The organism is Bowmanella denitrificans (assembly GCF_039522935.1).
GTDB lineage: Bacteria > Pseudomonadota > Gammaproteobacteria > Enterobacterales > Alteromonadaceae > Bowmanella > Bowmanella denitrificans.
The window spans coordinates 203263-228846 of the sequence record NZ_BAAAEI010000020.1; the positions used below are offsets into that span (position 1 = coordinate 203263).

Annotated in this window: 21 protein-coding genes, 1 tRNA gene, 1 pseudogene and 1 riboswitch; of the genes and pseudogenes, 10 read left to right on the forward strand and 13 right to left on the reverse strand. The window is 50.2% G+C overall.

The genetic code is table 11. The annotated features are described in order from the left end of the window. Window positions 1-151: 151 nt before the first annotated feature. The 8 genes from ABD028_RS16395 to ABD028_RS16430 all read left to right on the forward strand — a co-directional run bounded on the left by ABD028_RS16395 (window position 152) and on the right by ABD028_RS16430 (window position 9934). Window positions 152-1714, forward strand: coding sequence for a diguanylate cyclase domain-containing protein (locus ABD028_RS16395; RefSeq protein ID WP_343846282.1), 1563 nt, complete (start codon window positions 152-154; stop codon window positions 1712-1714). A gap of 2 nt (window positions 1715-1716) precedes the next feature. Next, on the forward strand, window positions 1717-3078 hold the full coding sequence (gene ppnN, locus ABD028_RS16400; protein WP_102796590.1) for a nucleotide 5'-monophosphate nucleosidase PpnN: 1362 nt from the start codon (window positions 1717-1719) through the stop codon (window positions 3076-3078). Between the two features lie 94 nt (window positions 3079-3172). Then, complete coding sequence (locus tag ABD028_RS16405; RefSeq protein ID WP_102796589.1) at window positions 3173-3550, forward strand: DUF3192 domain-containing protein; 378 nt, start codon at window positions 3173-3175, stop codon at window positions 3548-3550. Then, complete coding sequence (locus tag ABD028_RS16410; protein ID WP_343846284.1) at window positions 3547-5202, forward strand: hypothetical protein; 1656 nt, start codon at window positions 3547-3549, stop codon at window positions 5200-5202. Before ABD028_RS16405 ends, ABD028_RS16410 begins: the two co-directional genes overlap by 4 nt. Window positions 5203-5365: 163 nt before the next feature. Next, window positions 5366-6373 carry an isocitrate dehydrogenase gene (locus ABD028_RS16415; RefSeq protein ID WP_102796587.1) on the forward strand — a complete coding sequence of 336 codons (1008 nt, stop codon included), beginning with the start codon at window positions 5366-5368 and terminating at the stop codon, window positions 6371-6373. A gap of 261 nt (window positions 6374-6634) precedes the next feature. Further along, window positions 6635-6940, forward strand: coding sequence for a ComEA family DNA-binding protein (locus ABD028_RS16420; RefSeq protein WP_102796586.1), 306 nt, complete (start codon window positions 6635-6637; stop codon window positions 6938-6940). Window positions 6941-7060: 120 nt separating this feature from the next. Further along, window positions 7061-8482: a mannose-1-phosphate guanylyltransferase/mannose-6-phosphate isomerase gene (locus tag ABD028_RS16425; protein ID WP_343846285.1), complete on the forward strand. Its 1422-nt coding sequence runs from the start codon at window positions 7061-7063 to the stop codon at window positions 8480-8482. 6 nt (window positions 8483-8488) lie between these two features. Then, window positions 8489-9934, forward strand: coding sequence for a phosphohexomutase domain-containing protein (locus ABD028_RS16430; RefSeq protein WP_343846287.1), 1446 nt, complete (start codon window positions 8489-8491; stop codon window positions 9932-9934). A 15-nt stretch (window positions 9935-9949) separates the two neighbouring features. On the opposite strand, the gene ABD028_RS23305 is transcribed toward ABD028_RS16430, so the two are convergent. Both ABD028_RS23305 and ABD028_RS23310 read right to left on the reverse strand, forming a co-directional pair. Beyond that, window positions 9950-10450 (reverse strand): methyl-accepting chemotaxis protein, encoded by a 501-nt coding sequence (locus ABD028_RS23305; protein ID WP_425542126.1) that lies wholly within the window; start codon window positions 10448-10450, stop codon window positions 9950-9952. 153 nt (window positions 10451-10603) lie between these two features. Continuing rightward, window positions 10604-11701, reverse strand: a pseudogene (locus ABD028_RS23310) (PAS domain-containing protein); the annotation flags it as partial. A gap of 436 nt (window positions 11702-12137) precedes the next feature. Between ABD028_RS23310 and ABD028_RS16440 the strand changes: the two are divergent. Continuing rightward, window positions 12138-14762 carry a TonB-dependent receptor plug domain-containing protein gene (locus ABD028_RS16440; RefSeq protein ID WP_102796581.1) on the forward strand — a complete coding sequence of 875 codons (2625 nt, stop codon included), beginning with the start codon at window positions 12138-12140 and terminating at the stop codon, window positions 14760-14762. Between the two features lie 97 nt (window positions 14763-14859). Here the strand turns inward: ABD028_RS16440 and argS are convergent, their stop codons facing one another. The 6 genes from argS to ABD028_RS16470 form a co-directional block, all read right to left on the reverse strand. Continuing rightward, on the reverse strand, window positions 14860-16593 hold the full coding sequence (argS, locus tag ABD028_RS16445) for an arginine--tRNA ligase (RefSeq protein ID WP_343846290.1): 1734 nt from the start codon (window positions 16591-16593) through the stop codon (window positions 14860-14862). A 28-nt stretch (window positions 16594-16621) separates the two neighbouring features. Then, window positions 16622-18214, reverse strand: a complete 1593-nt coding sequence (prfC, locus tag ABD028_RS16450) for a peptide chain release factor 3 (RefSeq protein ID WP_343846292.1) — start codon at window positions 18212-18214, stop codon at window positions 16622-16624. Window positions 18215-18400: 186 nt separating this feature from the next. Further along, window positions 18401-18850, reverse strand: a complete 450-nt coding sequence (rimI, locus tag ABD028_RS16455) for a ribosomal protein S18-alanine N-acetyltransferase (protein WP_343846294.1) — start codon at window positions 18848-18850, stop codon at window positions 18401-18403. Continuing rightward, window positions 18844-19344 (reverse strand): hypothetical protein, encoded by a 501-nt coding sequence (locus ABD028_RS16460; protein ID WP_343846295.1) that lies wholly within the window; start codon window positions 19342-19344, stop codon window positions 18844-18846. The genes rimI and ABD028_RS16460 overlap by 7 nt, the downstream gene beginning before the upstream one ends. A gap of 144 nt (window positions 19345-19488) precedes the next feature. Beyond that, a tRNA-Trp gene (locus ABD028_RS16465) sits at window positions 19489-19565 on the reverse strand. A 90-nt stretch (window positions 19566-19655) separates the two neighbouring features. After that, window positions 19656-20411, reverse strand: a complete 756-nt coding sequence (locus ABD028_RS16470; protein ID WP_343846297.1) for an HD domain-containing protein — start codon at window positions 20409-20411, stop codon at window positions 19656-19658. Window positions 20412-20522: 111 nt separating this feature from the next. Here ABD028_RS16470 and ABD028_RS16475 point away from each other — a divergent pair, with 111 nt between their 5' ends. Continuing rightward, a complete protein-coding gene (locus ABD028_RS16475) occupies window positions 20523-20885 on the forward strand; it encodes a winged helix-turn-helix transcriptional regulator (RefSeq protein WP_102796812.1) in 363 nt (120 codons plus the stop codon). Window positions 20886-20939: 54 nt separating this feature from the next. On the opposite strand, the gene ABD028_RS16480 is transcribed toward ABD028_RS16475, so the two are convergent. The 5 genes from ABD028_RS16480 to ABD028_RS16500 form a co-directional block, all read right to left on the reverse strand. Beyond that, entirely contained in the window at window positions 20940-21707 is a 768-nt protein-coding gene (locus tag ABD028_RS16480; RefSeq protein ID WP_343846299.1) for a phosphotransferase, read from the reverse strand. After that, entirely contained in the window at window positions 21694-22305 is a 612-nt protein-coding gene (gene pnuC / locus ABD028_RS16485; protein ID WP_343846300.1) for a nicotinamide riboside transporter PnuC, read from the reverse strand. The genes ABD028_RS16480 and pnuC overlap by 14 nt, the downstream gene beginning before the upstream one ends. After that, window positions 22305-22562, reverse strand: a complete 258-nt coding sequence (locus ABD028_RS16490) for a hypothetical protein (protein WP_343846301.1) — start codon at window positions 22560-22562, stop codon at window positions 22305-22307. Before ABD028_RS16490 ends, pnuC begins: the two co-directional genes overlap by 1 nt. 63 nt (window positions 22563-22625) lie before the next feature. Next, window positions 22626-24707, reverse strand: coding sequence for a TonB-dependent receptor (locus tag ABD028_RS16495; protein WP_343846302.1), 2082 nt, complete (start codon window positions 24705-24707; stop codon window positions 22626-22628). A 65-nt stretch (window positions 24708-24772) separates the two neighbouring features. Continuing rightward, a riboswitch (TPP riboswitch) is annotated at window positions 24773-24902 on the reverse strand. A gap of 84 nt (window positions 24903-24986) precedes the next feature. Next, window positions 24987-25574 carry a DUF502 domain-containing protein gene (locus ABD028_RS16500; RefSeq protein ID WP_102796571.1) on the reverse strand — a complete coding sequence of 196 codons (588 nt, stop codon included), beginning with the start codon at window positions 25572-25574 and terminating at the stop codon, window positions 24987-24989. Between the last annotated feature and the right edge of the window lie 10 nt (window positions 25575-25584).

Below are 25584 nucleotides of genomic sequence, written 5' to 3' on the forward strand. Positions count from 1 at the left end.
CTGTATATACGCCCAACTCCCCGATATTCTTAAAAAAATTGCTTATACCCAGATAAATAACCATTATACTGACGATCGTACCTCGCAACGCGATGAGCTGACAGCCCAATCCATTGGTCTGACACGGAGCCGAAAGTAAGGACCCATTGGCATGGATAATGAGTCACAAACAAATACTGTGCGATTAGATCTGTCTTCCCAGAACCAGCAGAAAGTGCTGCGTAGCTTTAAGCATCAAATTGATACGCTGTCGCAATTTATTTTAAGACTCAGCAAATTCTATGATGGGGTAAACCCCCTGCTTGACAAGGAACTTCAGGTGTTACGCGGGCATTTGGGGGGCAAGGTTAACTTTACTTTGGCGGAAGTCAGTATCGGCAAACTGACCGGGTTGCTGATGGACAATGCTGACCACAGCCGCCAGCAGAATGCCAAGTTTCAGGCCCTGCTGGAAGATGCCATTCAACAGTTACGTGAAACCCCAGATGTGCCCCAGGCCCTGAAAGAGGACTCTCAGCAATTTCTGCAAACTATCCGACAAAGTTATGCATCGATTTATACTGGTCAGGCCTATTTAGAAAAAGTCTTATCACTCTACCAAAGAGCGCTGGCCGAAAGCCCCGCTACACAAGGCAACAAGATAACCAAGCCTTCCTCTGACCAAGATGAGCAACGATTGCACCAACAACTGGTCTGCGAATTACGGGAACTGGTGTTGCAACTGTCCGGCGCCAGTAAGGACGAAGAGTTACAAGAAATCCGCCAGCGGCTCGATCATGGTCTGCAGCGCAGTGAACTGCTGGAATGCTGTCTGGTGATCGTACGCTGTCTATTGAAGGATGTGCTCAAAGACAGAAAACAAGCCGAGCGTTTTATAACCAGTTTGCATTCAACCTTGAATAATGTCAGCCAGGCGGTGGGCCGCTCACTCAAAGACAGTCAGGCGGCATATCAAATCAAGGTACAAAGTAATCAGCAACTGCGCCAACATCTTCAGGGTATCGAACTGGCAGTAGGGGAAGCCCATGACCTGTCTTTACTAAAACAACAGGCCTGCGACTACCTGAGCAAGATAGCATCCACGTTAGACAGCCGTGAACGGGCCGACAAAGAAGAGCAATTGGTGCTGATGAACCTGTTAAGGGATATGAAGGATCAACTGACCTTGCTCGAAAAAGAAGCATCTGAATACAAACAAAAGCTATTACAGCAAAAATACCATAGTCATCATGATCCTCTGACTCAGATCCCCAACCGTTATGCTTACAATGACAGGGTCGAGCTGGAATATCGGCGCTGGCGCCGATACGGCACCGACTTAAGCCTGGCTCTGGTTGATGTCGATCACTTTAAAGGTATTAATGATAAATATGGCCACGCTGGGGGCGACAAGACTTTGCAGGTTATTGCCCAGCAAATTGCCAAATGTCTGCGCTCCACAGACTTTTTAGCCCGCTGGGGTGGGGAAGAGTTTGTAATCTTGTTTCCGCAAACCCCCATTGCAGAATTGGATAGCGTGCTGGAAAAAATTCGCCAACAAATTGAAAAAATCCCCTTTAAATTCAAAGAGCAAGCGGTCAGTATCACAGTATCACTTGGTGCTGCTGGCTTTTCCCGTGAAGATGACGTTGACACCGTCTTCGAGCGTGCCGATCGCGCACTATACGAAGCTAAGCATCAGGGCCGAAACCGCTGCATAATCAGTAAAGGATGATAATGAAAAAAACTGTACAGCTAAACCCTATCGGGGCCATGAGTCTGCTGTCCCAGTTGGAAGTAGACAGACTGAAAAAATCCACCTCCAGCGAACTTTACCAACTGTTTCGCAATTGCAGCCTGGCAGTGCTGAATAGTGGCGCCCATGAAGACAACTACGAAAACATATTTTCTCCCTATGAAGATTTCGAGATCAACCTTCTGCGCCGCGAACGCGGGGTGAAGATTGAACTGGTCAACCCACCTGCTCTGGCTTTTGTAGACGATAAACTGATCAAAGGGGTTCATGAGCATTTATTTGCTGTGTTGCGGGATTTGCTACATATGGGCGCCCGTTACCAGAACAACTTGCTGGTCGAACAGTCTGAATCTATCCATATCACCCATATGGTCTTTGATATGCTGCGTAATGCCGAGGTTATCCGTCCCAGTGGTGACGCGAACATGGTGGTATGCTGGGGTGGACACTCCATCAGTGAGCTGGAGTACAAATATACCAAAGAAGTTGGCTATCAATTGGGACTGCGCGAGTTAAATATCTGTACCGGTTGTGGTCCAGGCGCCATGAAAGGTCCGATGAAAGGCGCCACGATAGGGCACGCCAAACAGCGGGTCAGACACGGTCGCTATCTGGGGATTACCGAACCCAGCATTATCGCTGCCGAACCCCCCAATCCCATAGTCAACGAACTGGTGATTATGCCGGATATTGAAAAGCGCCTGGAGGCGTTCGTCCGTATCGCCCATGCCATAGTGATCTTTCCCGGCGGCGTTGGAACCGCAGAAGAATTACTGTATTTGCTCGGTATTCTGTTGCATGAGCAGAACCAGGATCAGGTGGTGCCCATTATCCTGACCGGCCCCAAAGAATGTGAGGATTATTTTGCCAGCATTGATCAATTCATCGGTGCAACCTTAGGTAAACAAGCACAAAGTTTGTACACCATTATCGTCGATGACCCAGCCGAGGTCGCCAGAACCATCAAGCAAAGCCAGGCAGATATCACAGAGTACCGCAAGATGCGGGGCGATTCTTACCAGTTCAACTGGGCCCTTAAAATAGACCCAGAGTTTCAAATGCCTTTCGCGCCAACTCATAACAATATGAAATCGCTGAATTTGCATATGAATCAGCCTAAAGCCCAATTAGCGGCTTCGCTGAGACGTGCCTTTTCAGGCATAGTCGCAGGTAACGTTAAGGCCGAAGGCGTCAGGCAAATTCGCGAACAGGGTCCATTTGAAATAAACGGCGATCTGCAATTAATGAAGATGTTGGACGAACTACTTCAGTCTTTTGTTACCCAACATCGGATGAAGCTGCCTGGTAGTCAGTATCACCCTTGCTATAAACTGGTGAAATAAAGATCAAGCGCTCAATATCAGCGCCTAAGACCACTGTCTTGGCGCTGTGTTTTGTGTAGACTTTAGCGGTAGGCAGTAATAACGCACAATAATTATGAATAAAACCATTGCAAAAAGAATTGGCCTCGGACTGATTATCTACCTGCTCTTCGCGGTGCTGGTACTATTATTTTATCCGGATGATCCTGATTCCATGGACTGGCAGGACCGTGAACAATACAACAAAGTGCAAGTCGGCAAGCTGGAGCTTGGTACAGCAAGACAAGCCATTATTGAGTTACTCGGTTCACCGGATATCAGCGAAGCCAAGCACAGCCAGGATGATAAGCTGCAGGTAATGTTCTATCGTACCCAACATATGGAGTCTGATGGCATTACCACCATGAATGAATGTACACCTTTGCTGTTTAAGAATGATCAACTGATCGCCTGGGGAGAAGGAGCTTACCAGCAGTATCTGGATTGGCAGTGAGTTCAACATCAAGTCCCGGCATTCAGCTCTTAGCGGCCCTGCAAGAACTTGAACAACAAGCTAATCTGGCAACACTGAGCACATCGCTGCTACGTCAATGCCTGGCCGTAGCCAGGCAAGCTAAACAAGCCAGCCAGGCTTGTGACCAATTCACTGCTCTGGCCCTTATCAGGTTAGAATCCCTTGCCCTGCAAAGTCAGCAAACCTTACGCAGACTTATTATCACTCAGTTGCTTTGCCAACGTATGTCGGTTAACGATAGCGTTGCACAAAGCTTGTTGTGCGCCACGCTTTGCCATTCAGTGATACAAGACAATCAGAAGTATCAGCTCCTGCTTCGCTGGCTAAAGCAATGTAATCAGCCGCTTTGGTACAGCGGCGCGTTGATGTTGCATAACCTTTTACCCCATGCTGGAAAGCAAGGTTTTTACCGGGCATTGCACAGGCTGTCGACGACACAGCGCCTGCTGGTATTTGCCACATTGCTGGCTGACAAAATGCTGGAAAAGCATTTTGATGAAGCAATTCAAGCAGTCGCACAAAAACTTCCTCCTACTTTTTTACCCTTGATGGACGGGCTTTATCCGTTCCCAGGGGGAATACCGCCTGGCAGCCATATCGAACTCGCCGACCAGCGGCTGGCTATGGTGCTGTCCGTTTCAGATGCGGGTGTAATAGTCAGAGGTGTCCCCGACTCAGACAATGACTTAGGGCAAAGTGTGGAATGGATATCGTATGACAACGTGAATGCCATTCACCCCAGGCTGTGTTTCCCGAATGTCAGTGTCTTTGAGAGCTGCTGGAATTCAGATTGGCAACAGGCTTGTGAGGTTTCCCCCACTCTGTCGGCCCAGAGTAAATCCACTTATCCAATTAGCCAGCCTCCGGCCAAACTTATCGTCATACAGGACCTGCTTGGGCACCCGGAAGCAGATCTGGACAATCTGGCCAGACATATTGCCGATGAAGGTTTCTTAGCCCGTCAGTTAAGTGAAGATGCCAGCCGTCGTACCAGACTTAAACTAAGAATGTCGGAAGTCAAACACGCCTTGCTGTTTCAGGGGCTGGAACGAACCCGCCACTTATTGATCCAGCAAGCCTTAATCAGCAGGTTGAATCAGCATTTCTTCCCCTTGCAGGAAAGCCTTTTACAATTCACCCAGCTCGTGGTGAGAATTATGGAAGCACTGGCACATCAGCATGCCTCGTTGGATAGTGATGAAGCCATGACCCTTGGATATTTCGCCTGCGCCGGTCTTTTCACCCATCCAGCCGTCAAGATCATGGTCAAATTGCCCAAGCCGGCAACCCCGGCCTATGCACTTAGCGGACTCATTCCGCAGTCCGCAGATATGCAAATTCATGCCTTAAAGCTGGCAGAAGGCTGGCATCAACAGCACAAGTTACTGCAAGCACTTAAATACCATGCGGACATGCCACATGATATGCCGGTTGGTATCCGCGCCTCAGCCTGTCTGCTGGGACTTAGTTTGATGATAGCAAGGCATATCTGGTTTGCTGAAACACTGGATGACAACTGCCCATACCACCTGGCAGCAATAAACTTATTAGATATCAACACAGCACAATGCCAAATGGTCAAATGGCAAGCCATAGAGCAAAGCCATTGCTACTGTCCTTTGTCTGGATAAGCGTGGGGCATTTCCCGCACTTTGGCGCTATCAGCTGGAAAATTATCGGCTAAAGTGCTATAAAACGCGCCCATAATTCCGGTACTGACAATAACCGGAACCCATCGCCCATAGTGTAATCTTTGCCAATGGGTCAGCCTGACGACAGACATAGGAATTCTTCATGACTCAACAGCGTATTACTGTTATTCGTGGTGACGGCATTGGTCCGGACATCGTTGATGCAGCCATTCAAATCCTGGAAAAGGCCGGCTGTGATTTTGCCTATGACTATGCCGACGCAGGCCTGGTGGCACTGGAAAAACACGGTGAGTTGCTCCCTCAACAAACGCTGGATCTTATTGCCAGCAACAAGGTGACACTGAAAGGTCCCCTGACCACACCTGTGGGCGAAGGCTTCACCTCAATCAACGTCAGCCTGCGCAAAAAGTTCCAGCTATATGCCAATGTGCGCCCGGTACTATCATTTAAAGGCACGAAAGCACGCTACGAAAATATTGATATCATCACGGTTCGTGAAAATACCGAAGGTATGTATTCCGGTCTTGGTCAGGTTGTATCTGCTGATGGTAGCGAAGCGGAAGCCATGAGTAAGATCACCCGCGAAGGTGCAGAGCGCATTGTCACCTTTGCCTACGAACTGGCTGTACGTGAAGGCCGCAAGAAGGTCACTGCGGTTCACAAAGCCAACATCCTGAAGTCGACCTCTGGTCTGTTCCTCAAGGTGGCCCGTGAGGTCGCTCAGCGTTATCCGCAAATTGAGTCAACAGAGATGATCGTCGATAACTGTTGTATGCAGTTGGTGATGAATCCCCATCAGTTTGATGTGATTGTTACCACCAACCTGTTCGGTGATATTTTGTCTGATCTGTGCGCCGGCCTGGTTGGCGGCCTGGGCATGGCCCCAGGTGCCAACATCGGTAAAGACTGTGCTATTTTCGAGGCGGTACATGGCTCAGCGCCGGATATCGCTGGTAAGAATCTGGCCAACCCAACCTCAGTGATCCTGGCTTCCATTCAAATGCTGGAGTATTTGGGTATGGCCGATAAAGCCGAGAGGATTCGTGCCGCCATTAAGGAAGTGATTGAGTCAGGTGACCGTACTACCCGCGATCTGGGCGGTTCACATGGCACCACTGACTTTACCCAGGCAGTGTTAGAACGCCTGTAAGCGTGCCCCACAACACTAAAGCCGGTCCCTGACCGGCTTTTTTATGTCCAGGGATGGACTGTATGCCGATGTTGCAAGGAGCTTTCATCGGCGATGTCCAGGGATGGACGGTATGCCGCGATCGCATGGAGGCGAATGAGCGGCGATGTCCAGGGACAAACAGTATTAAAAATTCCTTACCACTGACCAAAAAAACATCAAACTAGGTCTACACTTGAATGCGACGCTCAGCGTTATGACAAGGAATAGAAGGAAAAGGATATGAAAAAGTACTTACTGTTGTCGCTCTTGATGCTGGGCATCACCGCCCCCGCCCTGGCATCAGATAAGGATGTAACCAAGGACAGGGCGGTACAAACTGAGGCCAGTATGTCAGCAATTAATGTTAACACTGCCTCGGCCAAGGAACTGATGCAATTGCCAGGTATCGGCAAAAGTAAGGCTGAAGCCATTGTGAAATATCGCCAGGACAACGGTAACTTTCAGTCCATAGAAGATCTCGCCAAGATTCAGGGTATTGGCAAGCAAACCGTCAAAGCCCTGATAGGAAAAGCCACAGTGAAGTAACGGCCCTGTTGTCAGGCACAGGGACGTGCCGCGCCATCCAGTTCTTTCCCTCTTCCAGCCCTATACCCCTGGCAACAAGCCGATGTTATGCTTGTAAAAAATCAAGTCGGAAGATCACATATGAAACCCATTATTATGGCTGGCGGAACAGGCAGTCGTCTGTGGCCTAAATCCCGGGCGGCCTTTCCTAAGCAGTTCTTAAGCCTTACATCAGAGCACAGCATGCTGCAGGATACCCTGACAAGACTGAACGGTCTGGCGCATGATGCCCCGGTGTTTGTGTGTAACGAAGCGCATCGATTTATCGTGGCCGAACAGTTGCTTCAGGCCGGGATTCACCATGACGGCATTCTGCTTGAACCTGTTGGCAGGAATACCGCTCCGGCCATCGCCCTTGCCGCCCTGCATGCCACGCAAAAAGGGGAAGACCCGATTCTACTGGTACTGGCGGCAGACCACTTAATTGAAAATATTCCGGCCTTCTATCAGGCCATATCCCAGGCAGAACAACTAGCCAGACAAAACAAACTGGTTACCTTTGGCATTGTGCCCACTTGCGCCCATACAGGCTATGGCTATATCCGCCGGGGTGACGCCATACAAAGCAGTGATGGTTTCGCCGTGGCCGAATTTGTGGAAAAACCGAACCTTAACACAGCAGAACAATACCTCGCATCCGGCGCTTACCTTTGGAATAGCGGTATGTTTATGTTCAAGGCCAGCCGCTACCTGCAAGAACTGGAACAGCATGCACCTGAGATTGTCGATATTTGTCGTCAGGCCATTGCCAGTGAAAGTCAGGATCTGGATTTTGTCCGTGTAGACAGTGACATCTTTGCTGCATGCCCCTCAGACTCAATTGATTATGCAGTCATGGAAAAGACCGACGCTGCCGCTGTTGTGCCAATGGATGCCGGCTGGAGTGATGTGGGAAGTTGGTCGTCTTTATGGGAAGTGCAGAAAAAAGATGCCAAAGGTAACGTGGTACGAGGCGATGCAATCCTGGAAAACGTACATAACAGCTACGTCAATGCCGAACAGCGACTGATCGCGTTAGTTGGCATAGATAATGTGGTGGTAGTGGAAACCAAGGATGCCATATTGGTAGCACACAAAGACCAAGTACAGGACATTAAAAAGGTAGTAGACAAACTTAAAGCGAAAAAACGCCCAGAATTTGAATTTCACCGCGAAGTGTTTCGGCCCTGGGGCAGCTACGATTCACTGGATCAGGGTAGTCGTTTTCAGGTTAAACGCATTTGTGTCAAACCGGGCGAGAAACTGTCCGTACAAATGCACCACCATAGAGCCGAACACTGGATAGTGGTGGCGGGTACCGCCAGGGTCAGCTGTGATGAGCAGACATTTCTGCTCACCGAAAACGAGTCCACCTATATTCCCATCGGTGCTGTGCACAGTCTGGAAAATCCAGGAAAAATACCGCTGGAGCTGATAGAAGTGCAGTCTGGTTCATATGTTGGTGAAGACGATATTGTGCGTTTTTCAGACCGGTATGGCCGCACGGAACAAAAAGAAGGATAACGGCGGATGAAAATGCACTGTTTTAAGGCTTACGATATTCGCGGCAAGTTGGTAGAGCAACTGGATGAGTTCATTGCATATCGTATCGGCCGCGCCTTTGCCCAGCACCTGCAAGCCAAATCCGTGGTGGTAGGGGGTGATGTACGCCTAAGTTCACAACCGCTGAAATTTGCCTTAAGTGCAGGCCTGATAGACGGCGGAGCCGAGGTGACCGATATCGGCCTGGTGGGTACTGAAGAGATTTACTTTGCCACCAGCCACTTACATCAGGACGGCGGCATTGTGGTTACTGCCAGCCACAACCCCATCGACTATAACGGTATGAAGCTGGTGCGCGAAGGTTCGCGTCCTATAAGCGGCGATACCGGCCTGTTTGACGTGCAGACGCTGGCTGAAAGTTATGCACAAGATGTGGTTGCTGCCGCCCTGGCTGGCTATGCAACTACCCCGTTAGAAGGTAGCTTTGAACAGGGGCATGGCTGCGTGGCACAGGAGAAGCTCCTTGCCAGTGGCCGCTATCAGTTGCAAGACAACAAAACAGCATTTACCGCCCACGTGTTGAGCTACATTGATACCAACCATCTTAAGCCTTTGAAACTGGTGGTCAATGCAGGTAACGGTGCCGCCGGACCAGCCCTTGACTGTATTGAAAAAGCCCTGCATCAATCTGGCTGCGCGGTGGAATTTATTAAAATCAATCACCAACCGGATGGCACCTTTCCACAGGGCATTCCCAACCCGTTATTGCCGGAATGTCGCGACCAAACAGCCGAAGCGGTAAAAGCGCATAATGCCGATATGGGCATCGCCTGGGATGGCGACTTTGATCGCTGCTTCTTATTTGACGAAAAAGGTCACTTTATCGAGGGATACTATATAGTCGGGCTGCTGGCACAGGCCTTTTTACAGAAAGACCCTGGGGCAGCTATCATCTTTGACCCCAGAGTCTACTGGAATACAGAAGATATCATTCAGCATGCAGGTGGCCGCCCGGTAAAAAGCAAAACCGGCCATGCCTTTATTAAGGAACGCATGCGACTGGAAGATGCGGTATATGGCGGAGAAATGAGCGCGCATCATTATTTCCGTGACTTTGCCTATTGTGATTCAGGTATGCTGCCCTGGTTATTAGTGGCTGAACTTATCTGCACTACAGGTACCCCGCTGTCACAGCTGGTTGAGGCACGTATTCAGGCGTTCCCATCCTCTGGTGAAATAAACAGCGTGGTGGTTGATGCCAACGCCACCTTGCAAAAGGTGCTGGACGCTTATCAGGCCGATGCCCTGGCGCTGGACTATACAGATGGCATAGGTGTTGAATTTGCCGACTGGCGTTTTAATCTACGCAAGTCCAACACCGAGCCGGTGATTCGTTTAAATGTGGAAAGCCGCGGTAATCCATCCTTGATGCAGGAAAAAACCGCAGAATTACTGGCCAAGATAAGACAATAGTCCGCTTGTGGTGGATTAATTACGCCGATTCAGCAACTTCAAAGTGTCTGACAAGTCATTCAGCAAGGTTTGATTGGTACTAACAACTTGGTTTATTTCCCCTGCCGAACTGCCTGCCTTGGCGGCCAGATTGCGCACTTCATCGGCCACCACAGAAAACCCTCGGCCGGCCTCGCCGGCCCTGGCCGCCTCGATGGCGGCATTTAGCGCCAACAAGTTGGTTTGGTCAGCAATGGCATTAATGCTGGCCACCATCTGGTTGATGCGCTGACCAGATTGCAGCAATTGTTCCATCACTTGCTCACTGGTATTAACAACAGCCTGACGTTCGCTCACATCAGTACCAAACATAATCACTTTGTTTGGTTCGCCGGTGACAGTGCGAATTTGTCCGAATGTGGCAGCAATAACATAGCCATGACCATTCAGGTTCACCGCAACTTCAGCCGAAACCAGGTCTTTCTCTGCTAAAAACCGACGTTGCTCAGTATTTAAGCAGCCTGCCCAGTTTCCCATTGCTTTAGCAAATAACTGATTGTCGACATTAAAATGTTCTTTAGGGTAGTTGTTTACCTCAAGCAATTGACCGTTATTGTCCCACTCGATCAGTAAGTTGGAACGACTAATAACTAAAAAGCGGGTTTGATAGTCCAGTGCCGTGGTTTTTACCGCACTAATGTCTGCCAGAATTGCAATAAAACCATTGTGGCTGCCATCTTCCGCATGCACAGGATTACTGGTAACAGACACCCAGAGTGATGTGCCATCATGCCGATGTATTTCTATCTCATCGTAGAACGCTGCCGGTTTTGACAATTCATCGACAATACGCCGGCGCGTTACGTCGTCGGTTCTGGGGCCGACCAGAATATCCCTGACAAACTGCCCTACCGCTTGCTCTTGCACATAACCGGTCATACGGCTGAAGCCATTATTTACATAGAGAATTTTACGTTCCACATCAGTAATAATCACCGTGTTATCTGTTTCATTGGCCACCAGCGACAGTAATTTAAATTCCTCTCGTTTTTGCACTTCTTCAGTGATGTCACTGGCAAACTTCACTATTTTTAACAGCGTATCGTCCGGTCCAAGGATCGGATTATAGGTGGCATGGATCCAAACAGGTCTGCCCCCCTTGGCAATGCGTTTGTACTCTGCGGTCTGATAGCGCCCTTCACGAAGTCGCTGCCAAAACTGCCGGTATGCCGGTAATGCCGCCTCATGCGGATCAACAAACATAGCATGGGGCTTGCCTTTCACTTCTGCCAGGGTATAGCCCATTAAGGATAGAAAGTTGTCGTTGGCATGCAGGATTTTACCGTCCAGATCAAATTCAATGACCGCCTGGGCACGCTGAATCGCATCCAGTTGTGACTGATAATTGGCTCGGGTTAAAACCTGTTGGGTAATGTCTGTAGCAAATTTAACGATTCGTTCAATCTTACCTTTTCTGAAAATGGGGGTGTAAGATGCCTGGATCCACACCGTGGCACCAGACTTGGTAATACGCCGAAACTCTGCAGTTTGCGGTTTGCCAGCCCGAAGTTGTGCCCAGAATTCCTGATAGGCTTTACTGCTGGCGGTTTGCGCATCAACAAATATTTTATGATGCTTGCCTTGCACTTCTTTTAGCTGATAACCCATTAATTGCAGAAAATTCTGATTGGCAGTCTCAATAATACCTTCCAGTGAAAATTCGATAACCGCCTGCGTCTGATGAATGGCATGAACGACGTCATCGGCATGACTACGCCTAAACCACATAAGCTGTTCCAACTAATTCATTGAGTTATATAGAAATAGCTAATCACTATGGTTTTGCAAACTTTAAACAGTTCAATCAGATGGTCAAATCGACCTGCGAGCACAATAAATATCCCAGCCTGTATCTCTGGATTGTTTTTAGCGCCGCCCAACCTCAGCAGCAAGGCGATAGGTACAAAAAAGATTCAGCCATCAACGCGATTCAACAGCCCAAAAATCGACACTAAGATTTTGTATTTGTTACAATTTGTCTTTGTCGCTTGTATCCAAATAAAAGCCCCTTTAGAGTCCCGCCACTGCTTTCTCAGCAGTTCCCGTCGCTAGTCATAAACCATTGCTGGCGGGTAAAGGACAGCGGTAATAAACAGCGCCGCTTGCCTCTTCTTCGTCCGCGTTCGGACATCTAAATACAAAAATACAGAAAAGGAACTAACACATGCAAAAGCAATCCAGATTGTCTCGTTCAGTTAATCTGGCGCTGACACTGGGTGTGGCAAGCACATTTGCCACCCAGGCCATGGCTCAGGCTCAACAGGAACAAAGTGTAGAAAAAATCGCGGTGACCGGCTCGCGCATTGCCACCACGGTATCGGACGCGCCGCGCCCTGTTACTGTGATTACCGCCGACGCCATTGAAGCAGCAGGCTTTGAAAACGTAGCCGATGTTATCCGCTCCACCTCATACAATACCATGGGCTCTTACCGTGAAAGCTCCGGTAGCAGCTTTGGCCCTATCGCCCAGGTAAACCTGAAAGGCCTGGGGGCAGACAGAACCGCGGTGCTGATTAATGGCCGCCGCGTCCCGGGGAACCCTTTTACCGGTTCATCCTCTGTCGATATCAACTCTATCCCTCTGTCGGCCGTGCAGAATATCGAAATTCTGACCGACAGCGCCTCTGCCATTTATGGTGCGGATGCCATTGGTGGGGTAATCAATATTATTATGAAGAGTGACTTTGATGGCAGCATTATCGATGCTGCCATTGAAGCGCCCAGCCGCGATGGTGCTGATCGTAAGTCGGTAAAATTCACCACGGGTTCATCTAATGATAAATCCAGCGTGCTGTTCTCTTTTGAATACACCAAGAAAGATCATATTGCCGATCGTGACCGCGACTATTCGAAGCTGAATGTGAAAGATTCAGACGGCTACCCTATTGATGGAGTCGATGTCACCGGTGCCAATGGCGGCGGCAACACTGGCCTGACAATGGATCAATCACGCGCATTTATTGTGGGTGAATGTGACGAAAGCTTCTATATGAAGATGAGAAACCCATTGGATGTGCCGGGTGAAGGCTGCGGATATATCTACAGCGATATCTCCTACTCCACCATGGATACCGAGCGTTACTCAGCCTTTGTCGACGCCCGTCGCGACTTAGGGGAAAACCACCAACTGTATTTTGAAGGAAGGCTGTCCAGAATGGAGTCTTCCGGTCGTTTCGCGCCGGCCATCGGCGGTTTCTTGGTCGGTGCCGATGCCCCCATCAACCCGGTTGGGGAAGATTTTATCCTGTATCACCGTTTTGTCGCGCACGGCCCGCGCGATGATAGTCAGGATGTCACAGAGATGGATCTGGTAGCCGGTTTTAATGGCGTTATTTTTGACGGTGCAGTGGACTATGATGTCAGCGTACGTAAATACGACTACCGTGGCTCAGAGGCTGGTAATAACTATGTGCTGACGTCCAATATTGAAGCATTGGTGGCAAGTGGCGACTATAACTATGTTGACCCTATGTCCAGCGATCCCAAGCATCTGGCCGCTATAGCTGCCAGCCGCGCGACGTTGTCCCGTGATTTACGTTCAGACTACTGGTCTGTACAAACCAGCTTTAGTGGCGATCTGCCGATTGACCTGGCTGGTGGTGCCGTACAATGGGCGGCCGGGGCAGAATTTGCCGATGAAGAATACCAGGATATCTATGACTCCTATCGTGAAGCTCAGAATGTTTTAGGCTCTGCCGGCAACTCCGCCAGTGGCGGCCGTGACCGCTGGGCGGCTTTTGCCGAAACCAAGCTGCCGGTAACCAATGACTTTGATATCAGCCTGGCCGTACGTTATGACGACTACAGTGACTTTGGCTCTGAAGTGTCGCCGCAAATCGCCGCACGTTATCAGGTAGCCGAGTGGTTAAAGGTTCGCGCTTCATATGGTCAGGGCTTTAAAGCACCGAACCTGACTGACTTGTACGCCAAGCCACAGCAATCTTTCGAAGGCGTACAGGATCTGACCCGCTGTCGCGCCCAGGGTATCAGCGATAAAGATTGTCCCAAAGCACAGGTAGAAACTTACACAGGCGGTAACCTGCAACTGGCAGCGGAAACGTCCGAATCCTACAATCTGGGGCTGGTGCTTGAGCCAATCGACAAACTGCTGGTCAGCCTAGATTATTACAATGTAGAAATTGAAGGTCTGGTCACTTCTCCTGAGTTTGAGGATCTTTTCAAACTTGAGCAAGAAGGCAACCTACCGGCAGGTGTAGTCATCAACCGCGCCCCCAGCAGCAATGGTATACCTGGGTCTATCACCTTGTGTGTTGCCGAAAAAGCGCCAAACTGCGGTCTGATCAACGTCAATGCCAACCTGGGCTACCGTGAAGTGACAGGTATGGATCTGCGTCTGCAGTATCAGTTTGACACTGAATACGGTAGCTTCGCGCCAGAAATTCAATGGTCTCATATTGCCAAATACGAAGATGAGCTGGTAGGAACAGTCATTGAGCGTGAAGGCATGGAAGAGTATCCGGCAAACCGTGCCAACTTTAACTTGTTGTACAGTATCGGTGACTTTGCAGTGAACTACCGCTACAACTGGATCGACAGCATGGAAGCCAATTCCAAAGGCCGTTTCGCCGCCTGGGATATGCACTCCATCAACGCTATCTGGACAGGTATCGACGGCCTGGAGATCTCTGTGGGTGTGCGTAACCTAACCGACGAAGATCCATCCATTGACGATAACCTGGGCTGGACCGCTGATACAGGTGCCACCTCCATGAAGTTATATGATATTGATGGCCGTGTTTACACTGCAGGGGTTAAATATAGCTTCTGATAAACACAAAGATCATCGGCTGTTGCCGATGATTTAAAACCAAAAAACGCCGGTGCTGTACCGGCGTTTTTTATGGGTTCTCGTTCAGAGAGCTGGCTTACATTTTCTCGAGAGTATCAATACCCAGTAAATTCAGGCCGGTGTGCAAGGTTCTGGCGGTTAACCCGGCCAGTTGCAGGCGACTGTTACGCACGTCCTCTTCCACCCCATCTTTCAAAATTGGGCAGGCTTCATAGAAACTCATAAACTGACTGGCCAAATCATACAGATAAGCACACAACACGTGCGGGGTAGCATCGCGCTCAACCTGCACTATGGCTTCAACAAATTGGCTAAGTTGCAATGCCAATGCGCGTTCCTGAGGTTCCAACAACTGAATCTTTGCCGTCAGACCCGCCGCATCCACGCCGGCTTTGCGGAAAATGCTCTGCACTCGGGTGTAGGCATACTGCAGATAGGGCGCCGTGTTACCTTCAAAGGCCAGCATACTGTCCCAACTGAACATATAGTCTGTCGTGCGGTTCTTGCTAAGGTCAGCGTATTTAACCGCACCAATCCCGACCTTTTGTGCCACCTGGTTTACCTCGTCAGCACTAAGATCACTGTCTCGGGCAGCAATCAATGCAGAGGCACGTTCCACCGCTTCGTCCAAGAGCTCAGCCAGTTTGACTGTGCCGCCGGTGCGGGTTTTGAAAGGTTTACCGTCACTGCCCAGCATCATGCCAAAGGGACAATGTTCATAGCTGGTCTGCTCGCGGATAAAACCGGCTTTGCGGCCGACAATTTCGGTCTGTTTAAAGTGCAGCGCCTGACGGGCGTCGGTCAGGATCAGGATACGATCAGCCCCCAGTTCAAAAGAGCGGTATTGCATGGCGGCCAAATCGGTGGTGGAGTACAAGTAGCCACCACCGGACTTTTGTACGATATACACCGCCGGGTTGCCTTCCTTGTCCGCCAGTTCCCGGATAAATACCACTTGTGCACCCTGATCTTCCACGGCCAGGCCCTGCTCTTTTAAGGCACTGACAATGCCAGGCAAGCGCGCGTTGTAGGCACTTTCACCCATAATATCTTCGCGCTTGAGGGTCACGTTCAGCTTCTGGTAAACCTCTTCAGAATGGGCGATAGAGATATCCACAAACTGCTGCCAGAGTTTCAGACATTGGCTGTCGCCGCCTTGCAGTTTAACCACATAGTCTCTGGCACGGTCAGCAAAGCCCTGTTCCTCATCGAAACGCACTTTAGCGGCACGATAGAAGTCTTCCAGATCCGACAAGGCTGTTTCGGCAACCTGCTCCTGAAGCTGATCACTGAAATGCGCCAGCAACATACCGAACTGTGTTCCCCAGTCGCCCATATGGTTCTGACGGATCACCTTATGGCCCATAAATTCCAGGATACGCACCACGGCATCACCAATGATGGTGGTTCTTAAGTGGCCAACATGCATCTCTTTAGCCAAATTGGGCGAGGAGTAATCCACCACCACAGTGTTGGCGGCTTCCTTTTCAATGCCCAAACGCGGGTCCTGGGCGGCACTATCCAGTTGGGCCGCCAGCCATTGGCTACAAAGGTGAATATTAATAAAGCCCGGACCGGCCACTTCCAGTTTGCTAGCAATGCCATCCAGCTCCACCGCCTCAATAATCTTCTCGGCGATATCCCGTGGCTTTTGGCCCAATACTTTTGCAAGCGCCATGGCTCCATTAAACTGGTAGTCACCAAACTCAGGACGGGTGCTGCGGGTCAGCGGCGCCTGGGCGCCTTCTGGCGCGCCGACTTTAGTCAATGCGTGTTTGAATTTATCCAGTAGCAGTTCGTAAATATTCATGGTCTCTGTAATCCTGTACGACGGCGGCTTAAGAATGTTCGCGGGTTTTGTGGAACTTGATATCCGGATGGCGCTCTTGCGCCAGCGACAGATTCACCATAGTGGGTGCGATGTAGGTCAGGTTGTCGCCCCCATCCAGGGCCAGATTCACTTCAGCTTTACGGCGGAACTCATCCAGCTTTTTAGCATCGTCACAATATACCCAGCGTGCCGTTGACACGTTTACCGGCTCATAAATGGCATCAACGTTATATTCAGCTTTCAGCCTGGCTACCACCACATCAAACTGCAATACCCCAACCGCGCCAACGATTAGATCGTTATTGATTAGTGGCCTGAAGACCTGCACCGCACCTTCTTCAGACAGCTGGATCAGGCCCTTTTGCAATTGCTTTTGCTTAAGCGGGTCTCTTAAACGGATACGTTTGAACAGCTCAGGGGCAAAGTTAGGAATGCCACTGAATTTCAACTTTTCACCTTCGGTGAAGGTATCGCCGATTTGAATCGAGCCATGGTTGTGTAAGCCGATAATATCGCCGGCAAAGGCCTCTTCTACGGCTTCACGGTCACCGGCCATAAAGGTCAGGGCATCAGATATACGTACATCTTTGCCGATACGGGTTTGATGCAGTTTCATGCCCTTCTCATAACGGCCTGACACGATACGGCAAAAGGCAATACGATCGCGGTGCTTGGGATCCATATTGGCCTGGATCTTAAACACAAAACCGCTGAATTTTTCTTCCTCGACACTGACTTCGCGCACATCGGTCTGGCGGCTTTGCGGACGCGGTGCCCACTTCACCAGGCCATCCAACATATGATCCACGCCAAAGTTACCCAAGGCAGTACCGAAAAAGACCGGGGTCAATTCACCGGCCAGAAAAGCGGCCTGATCAAACTCGTGAGAGGCCCCCATTACCAGTTCCAGTTCGTCACGTAACTGGCCAGCCAGAGAACTGCCAACGGCAGCATCCAGCTCGGGGTTATCCAGCCCTTTTACAATTCGCACTGCCTGGATGGTATGGCCCTGACCAGACTGGTACAGAATGCTTTCATCGCGGTGGATATGGTAAACCCCTTTAAACTCCTTACCGCAACCAATGGGCCAGGTAATAGGCGCACAGGCGATCTTCAGCTCGGTTTCCACTTCATCCAGCAATTCCATGGGGTCGCGGATATCGCGATCCAGCTTGTTCATAAAGGTCAGAATTGGCGTATCACGCAGACGGGTCACTTCCATCAGTTTGCGGGTACGATCTTCTACCCCCTTCGCCGCATCAATCACCATCAAACAGGCGTCTACTGCCGTCAGGGTGCGATAAGTATCCTCGGAGAAGTCTTCGTGTCCTGGGGTATCCAGCAGGTTAACCAGGCAATCAGCATAAGGGAACTGCATCACCGAGGTGGTGACCGAGATGCCCCGCTCTTTTTCCATCTCCATCCAGTCAGATTTGGCATGCTGGTTAGAACCACGCCCTTTGACAGTACCGGCTTTTTGAATGGCATTTCCGAACAAGAGGACCTTTTCGGTGATGGTGGTTTTACCGGCATCCGGGTGCGAGATAATCGCAAAGGTGCGTCGTTTGTTCAGTTGTTCTAAATAAGCTTTGCTGGCCACGGGACTCTCTGCTGCTGTTTGGCTGATATCAGACCGTTTCCTGGCTCCGGCACTCTGTATCGCCGGGTAGAAACAGTTTAAAAACAAGGCGCGGATTGTAGCCTAAAGTGCTTGTAAAGTCGCCCACGAGAGAGAGGAAATTGCGGTTGGCCGCATCAGCAACAGAAATACCAGGAATTGGCCCAATCAGGCGTTTTCCCAGCTTAGTTTCATAATCAGCGCATCTTCACGCCCTTCCTTGCAGGGATAGTAGTTTTTACGCCGCTCAATCAGTACAAAGCCATACTGTTTATACAAACCAATTGCCGCCTGATTGGAAACCCGCACTTCCAGCCACACCTCATCAATGCCTTTATCGCGGCATTGGCTGAAAAAATGTTCCAGCAAGGGCTTAGCCAACCCCTTCCCCCGGTGTGAACTGGCAATGCCGATATCCATGAGTGTGGCTTCCTGCAAAACCTGCAACCCCACATAGAACCCGGCCAGCTCACCATTCTCTTCCATTTGCCAGGCAAAATACTGACCATCCAGACAACTGGCGAAGGTGGCCTCTGACCAGGGATGGCTATGACAGGCCACCTGCAAAGCAAAAGCCGCTTGGTAGTTTTCGCGGTTTAAGGCAAGGAAACTCAGCATGCTTGCAGAAGCTGCCATAAGCGGCGTTTAAGACGGCTATCGGCTATCAGGGCAGTCGGCGCAGGACAATACAGTATCCCATCCACCAGCTTAAACTCATCTGCTTGTTGCCAACGAAGAGACCCTAGCCCTTCGGGCCAATTTAGCGCCAGCAGCACATCGCTGAACATTGGCTCACTATCAGCTATCCACAAAGGCTCAGCCATGGGCTTAGTATCAGGCACAGATAGCGCTGCAGGCGCACTTACCTGAACAGGCTCAGGTTGACTGTGTATGGCGGTGGTACTGCCTTGCATGGCCTGTTTCAGTCTGGCAATGGCAGACTCGGCGCTGGCTCTTGGCGCAGATTGTCCGGATGGGGACAGCTGTGCAGCATCCGTCCCACTGTGTGTCGGCGTGCCAATCTCAGCAGCATCAGGCTTAGTGCGTAGCTGCCACTGAACGATACCCAGTTCAGTCAGTACGGCTTGTTGATATGGTGTCAGTGTCGTCATAGGAGGGCTAGCTTACCATCAGAGTCAAACCAGCGTCGATAATTGTTACGGGTAATAAGACGGCAAATCCAGCGTATCATCGTCTGTAAACGCTGCTTGTTAGAAAGCAAAAAGCCCGTCACTTGGACAGGCTTTTTTGAATACTGGCAGGGGCGGAGGGACTCGAACCCCCAACCATCGGTTTTGGAGACCGCTGTTCTACCAATTGGAACTACGCCCCTGCAATGGAGGCCGCATTATACCCATGCCAAGTTAAAGGTAAAGCATTTATCTGCATCTCATTTTCTAAATGCGTAAATGTTGTCCAGAGGCTATGGATCCAAAGGATTGGCGGCAGCCAATGCAGCAAAGCCACAACGCCCTAAAAACCCAGCATGGGAATGTGGTGCATGGGGTATAGTCTGCATGGTGTCCAGAATATCAGCCCGAAAGCCATCCCTGGCATAGTACCTGTGCACCCAGGCCAACAGTGCCGGCGCAAACAAATGCCGGTTGGCACCAATCACATCCAAGGTAGCGCCTCTTTGCAATACAGCTGCTTCTGCAAATTGCGGCTTCGGCCTGATATACAGATTTAAATGCAAACTCACCGCTTCATATGCACAGCGTTGCTTATGCTGCGAATAACCGGCTTGCTGGATACGCTGTTGCACATGGCGAGCACCAATGATTTGAAATCCTGTATGGCTGCATTGTTCTGAATAAGGCGAGCACAATCCCACATCGTGCAACAGGCTGCTGACAGCCAGCAATTCACTGTCCACTTTAAGCTGATAATAGCGGGCAAACAGCTGGGCAAAAAAATAGGTGCGATAACAATGGGCCAGCATCGGCGCACTGTATAGCGCGGTAGCCTCTTCCTCAACTTGTTTGACCAGTTGCGAATCCGGCAGGGCAAGCCAGTTTTCGTCAGCATCTTGCAACACAGATCTCAGTCGCAAGCTAACCGCCATTCTGGAACTTTGTTCCATGCATTTAGCCTTTGCCAACAAGCCAAGCAGTCTGAGCTTGTCCCATTTTGACAGCCTGCCGCAGGTTTGCTCACTCCATTGGTAATCGCCCAGCATATATCCTCTTAAGTAACTTGCATTTTGAAAGTTAAGAGAGAATAGCAACGCTAACTTTTATTTTGCAAGTGACAATTTTATAATAAGGAAAACCAATAAATAAGCCTAACCATGCATAAACCTTGTCCGCTTTTTCAGGCTCTCAATCTTGTTGGTGACAAATGGTCACTACTGCTGCTTCGTGATTTACTCGGGGGTGCCAGGCGATATTCAGAGTTTTGCCAACAGGAGAACATACCCAGTAATATTCTTGCTGCACGTTTAAAACGGTTATTAAATGAAGGGATTATCGACAAGCAGCCGTATCAGCAACAGCCGGTGCGCTATCAATACCGACTCACCCGCAAAGGCGCCGATCTGTTACCTGCGATGCAAAGTCTGGCAACATGGGCAATGCAATACACCGACAGCAGTACGCCGCCGGATAGCTTTTTTCAGTTACAACCTATGTCGCTGGAAACTGGCGACGGATAATAAGCACTAGGGGCTGGATTTGAACAAAATCTATACTTGAAAGATAAACAGCCCCTAGCGATGAGCCAGGTGCCAAAGCCGGTTAGTTAACTCGGCAAAGGGCCGCATTTGCTGCACCTCTTGCCAGAGCGCAGTTGCACAGGTACTGCTGATTTTGGCATAGCTGTCACTCAGCCACCTGCCCTGCTGTGCATCCAGCCCCTCGGCCAAAATACTGGACGCTATATCATAGACAGGGGTAGACATGGCGGCATATTCCCAGTCCAAACAAACTCGCTTTGGCATCAGGCAAACGTGGGCCAGGCACAAGTCATGGTGACAAAACACCGGCTTAGGTAAAGCCAGCCACCGGGGACTCAGTTCTTCAACCTGTGCCAGCAGGGTGCGATCCTGAATTGCACCGCGTTGAATATAATGTTGCCAGTCGTCCACCAGCGGCAAATCAGCACAATCTATGGGTAGCTGATGAATAGCAAACAGGCGCTCGGCCAACCTTTGTATTTTTTGCGGTTTACTCAGCCTGGCGGATGCCAAGTCCTGTATTTCCAGCCAGGCTTCCAGCATAAAATCGTGCCGCTCAGATACATACAAGGGCTCAGGCGCCATGCCATGTGCGGCAATACGTTGCTGAAGGTCAAACTGGCGAAGCCGATCCTGACGATCACCGCCGCTTTGACTGAACAACTTCAGAAAAAAACGTTTTTGACCTGAAGTCAGACAGAAATTCCGGTTAACCGTGCCGTCAAATAATTCTGTCAGGTGGTAATCAGCCTGTATCCAGCCCTGCCGTTGTAACTCAATGACCTGCTCAGCCGACAGCATGCGGGTCCTGCAGATAACTACTGCGCCATTTAATGTAGCCATACAGAGCAAAGCCAAGATACCCTACAAACAGCAGCGCGGTCAGATACAAACCGGTTTGCCAATAAAGCCAGGCAGCAAAACTATTAATAACCAGCCAGTACAGCCAGTTTTCCAGCACTTTTTGCGTGACCAGATAGGTGGTGAACAAACTGAATACCGTCACCAGCGCATCCACATACAAATGTTCACTATTAAAGTAGCTTTTCAGACTCCAGCCAATGGCCAGCGACAAGGGCAACAGCAGTAGCACCGCCGATAAGTGATACCAGCCACTGCGTTTTTGTACTTGGCAGGGCTCGGTATCCGCCATGGCCCGCCAATGCCACCAGCCATACACGGCCATAACCAGATAATACAGGTTAAGCAAAGTCTGTAATGGCAAGGTATGCTCCCAGAACAACCAGCTGTATATGGCTGTACTCACCAAAGCGCAGGGCCAGCACCAGATACTTTGTCTGGCGGCCAGCCACACGTAACCGAGCGCCAGCACCACCGCCAGTAACTCCCAGTTTGACTGAGCAGCCCATTGCTGAGCGACAACAGATAACCAGTTCATTACCGACCGCTACCCATGGCATCACCATTTAAGAATTTGCAGACAAAAATAGCCTGGCCAATCTCCTGATGACTGCGCTGCATTTCCTTGGCCAGAATCTCCATGGTGGGCAGGTAGTCACCACTGATGCGGGTGCTGGTTGCGCTGGTTTCAACATCCAGTTGCGGGTACTGATTAATACGGTCGATAAAGGTTTGAATAGGCGCAATGTATTTATCGGCCAAGGGATAAAGGGAAATTTCTGCAACCAGTTTCATATAAATATTCCTGACAAACCTGCCGCCCTGGCAAATACCCGGCGTCCCTGCCGGGACAATAAATTAAAACAGATAATCAACACTGATACCCAGCAGGCGACCATCCCCTAACTGGGTATATAACCTGGAATTATCCTGGTCGTAGCCGTCTTCGGGTTCATTGTTGAAATAGAAACCACGCACATGGTATTCGCGGTCGAACAGATTCTGCCCCCATAGCGACACCGTCCAGTCATTGTGCTGCCAGCTCAGGCGGGTGTGCACCAACACCTCTGCATCGGCCTGTTCATTGTGGCCATCAGAGAAGTAAAAACCGTCTTTACCATCGGTTTCCAGATGCCAATGCCAGTTTTCAGCCAGTCGCCAGTCCATGCCCAGATTAAAGGTATAACGAGGAGACTGCGCCTGATCGCGCTTATTCACATACTCGCCTTTGGCATTGGTGTAATCTTCAAAGCTGGCGCGCAGCCAGCCCAGGTTGGCATACAGTCCCAGGTTGCTGTTAACCTGCCAGCGACTTTCCACTTCCAGTCCATAGTTAGTACCTATATCGGCATTGGCTATAATGTCGATAAATTCCGCTGCCTGGCCAGTGGAAGGTATCAGTTGATAGTCACTGATCTGCGTGTCCTTGCGCTGCATGTAAAAGCCGGCAACGTGCAGGGTCAGATCACCATCGACATTACTGCCTTTCACACCCAGTTCATAGTTCCAGCTATATTCCGGTGCATAGTTGCGTTTGTCGGCGCTCACCTGTTCATCCAGGTTAAATCCGCCAGCCTTATACCCACGGCTGACGCCGGCATAAACCAGGGTTTGCTCAGTCACCTGATGATCAAGTACCAGTTTTCCGCCCAGCATGTCGTCACTGACGCTGGCCACAAAGCCATCTGAATCAACATACTCAATATCAAACTTGTCGAATCTGAGCCCCACGGTCAGACGGGTTTTGTCGTTTAGTTGACTGATAGTTTGCACATAAATGGCGTGGTTTTGCGGCTCATAATCACTGCGAAACACCCCATCCAGATAGTCATACTCGCGGGTCAGCACTTCATCCACGTTTTTGCTGTAAACGCCCAGCACCCAATCAGTGGTGCCGTTAAACCACTTTGCAGAGGCAGAAGATGACAAGCGCAGTTCCAGGCTGTGCGTGTCGCGCTCACGAGCATAGGCGTCAAAAGCGGTGTAACCGCCAGGGTAACCGTCATACAACCAGTCATCATCGTAACCATATTGCATTTCGGAATCCGACCAGGTACCAATAGCTTTCAGGGTCGCCCAGTCCAGGTGCCAGTCGGCCTGTAAACTCAAAGCATGGGTTTGTTGCTTGTCGTAGCCGGGCTGGTCAGAGCGGGTTTTCCCATCATTGGTCTGGGTAAAAGCGTCGTAGCCGTTGTTAATATCAAAGTACTGATAGTTTAGCGCCAGGGTCAGATCGTCATTGGCCAGGTATTTGAGTTTAAGGCGACTGGTCAATTCATCACGCTGCCCGGTGTCATCTCTGTGTAAATGCAGGTTTTCGATAAAACCGTCACTTTTATATTGCTGAGCAGACACCCGGTAAAGCAGCTTGTCAGTCAGCTCACCGCCCTGGGCCACGCCCGCTGACCAACTGTTATTTTCAGCCAGACTCAAACTGACACGACCAGGGCTGTCACTGCCCGCCTCCATGGTCTGAATTTTTATCACCCCGGCCAGGGCGGCGGCGCCGAACTCGGTGGCCTGCGGACCTTTCAGCACTTCCACTTGCTGCACGTCAAACAAGGTACCGATAGCGGCGATCCCAGAGAAATCCATCTCATCAATGACAAAACCAACCGAAGGGTTAATGGGCTCGGCAAACTGACTGCGCTCGCCAATCCCGCGGATCTGCACAAAACGCCCGCGCGAGGCACCACTACTGAAATTAACATTGGGTGCCACATTTAAAATCTGCTCTAAATGCTGTGCCTGGCGGGCAGTGATTTCCTGCTGCCCCACCACTGACACACTGGCAGGCAGGGTTTGCAAATTACGAACCGAGAAATCTGATGTGACCAGAATATGTTCAACGGCCTGTACAGCAGTATCTGCTTCTTCGGCCATTAATGGCTGACAGGCGATGGCAATCGCCACAGAAAGTAGGGAATAACGTATTTTCATTGGATCTTCTCATCACAGCTGGAAAAGATCCGGGCTAACGGCAGGTCAATGGGACAAATTCAGAAGGAAAACCTTGCAACCATTCCTACGCCGGTATTATCCGGATCAGGTGTAAGGGTTTGCTTAGCCGCAGTATCTGCGGTCGCATCTCAGCCTTTTGCTCCGACAACGGAGGTGGCACCCCTTGGCCTTTGGCTTTATAACAAGCCGATGTGAATTGTAACAGGCCTGTCACAGCTTTGCCTAGGCATGTTTCAGCCGCCAGCTATATGGCTTTAATTATGGCTTCTTCACTTTGGCCTGGCTGATGTGCGCCGTCAGCACTTGCTGCATGGCTTTTTGCACTGGCATATCCAATGGTTCACAGCGGCTGCGCGGCAGGTATAGTAAATGCCCGCCAACCTGATAGCTCAGAGGCACATACACGGCAATAACATCCTGGTCGGCGGCGAAATCGATCTGTTCATTGGTAACAAAACCAATCATGCGAATATCGTCGTGCAGGGTAACTAACACCACCTTTTGCAATTCGTCCTGGCTGGAGCCGGAAAACAGCTTAAGAATGTCCTTAGCGCTGCCATATAGGGTTTTCACCAGAGGAATACGCTCAAGCAGGGACTCAAACCAATGAAATAAATGTTTGACCAGATAAAGCTGAACCAGAATACCCAGCACAAAAATAATCGCCAGGCCCGAAACCACGCCCATTCCGGGTACATACCAGCCTTGTGGCAGCAAATAGCTAAGCGGTACACTGAGTAACGACTCTGACCAATTGAAAAACCAGTACAAAGCGCCAAAGGTAATAGCCAGTGGCAGACTGAACAACATACCCCGGGCAAAAATCTGCGAAACCGACGACCTCATGAAAAGCCTT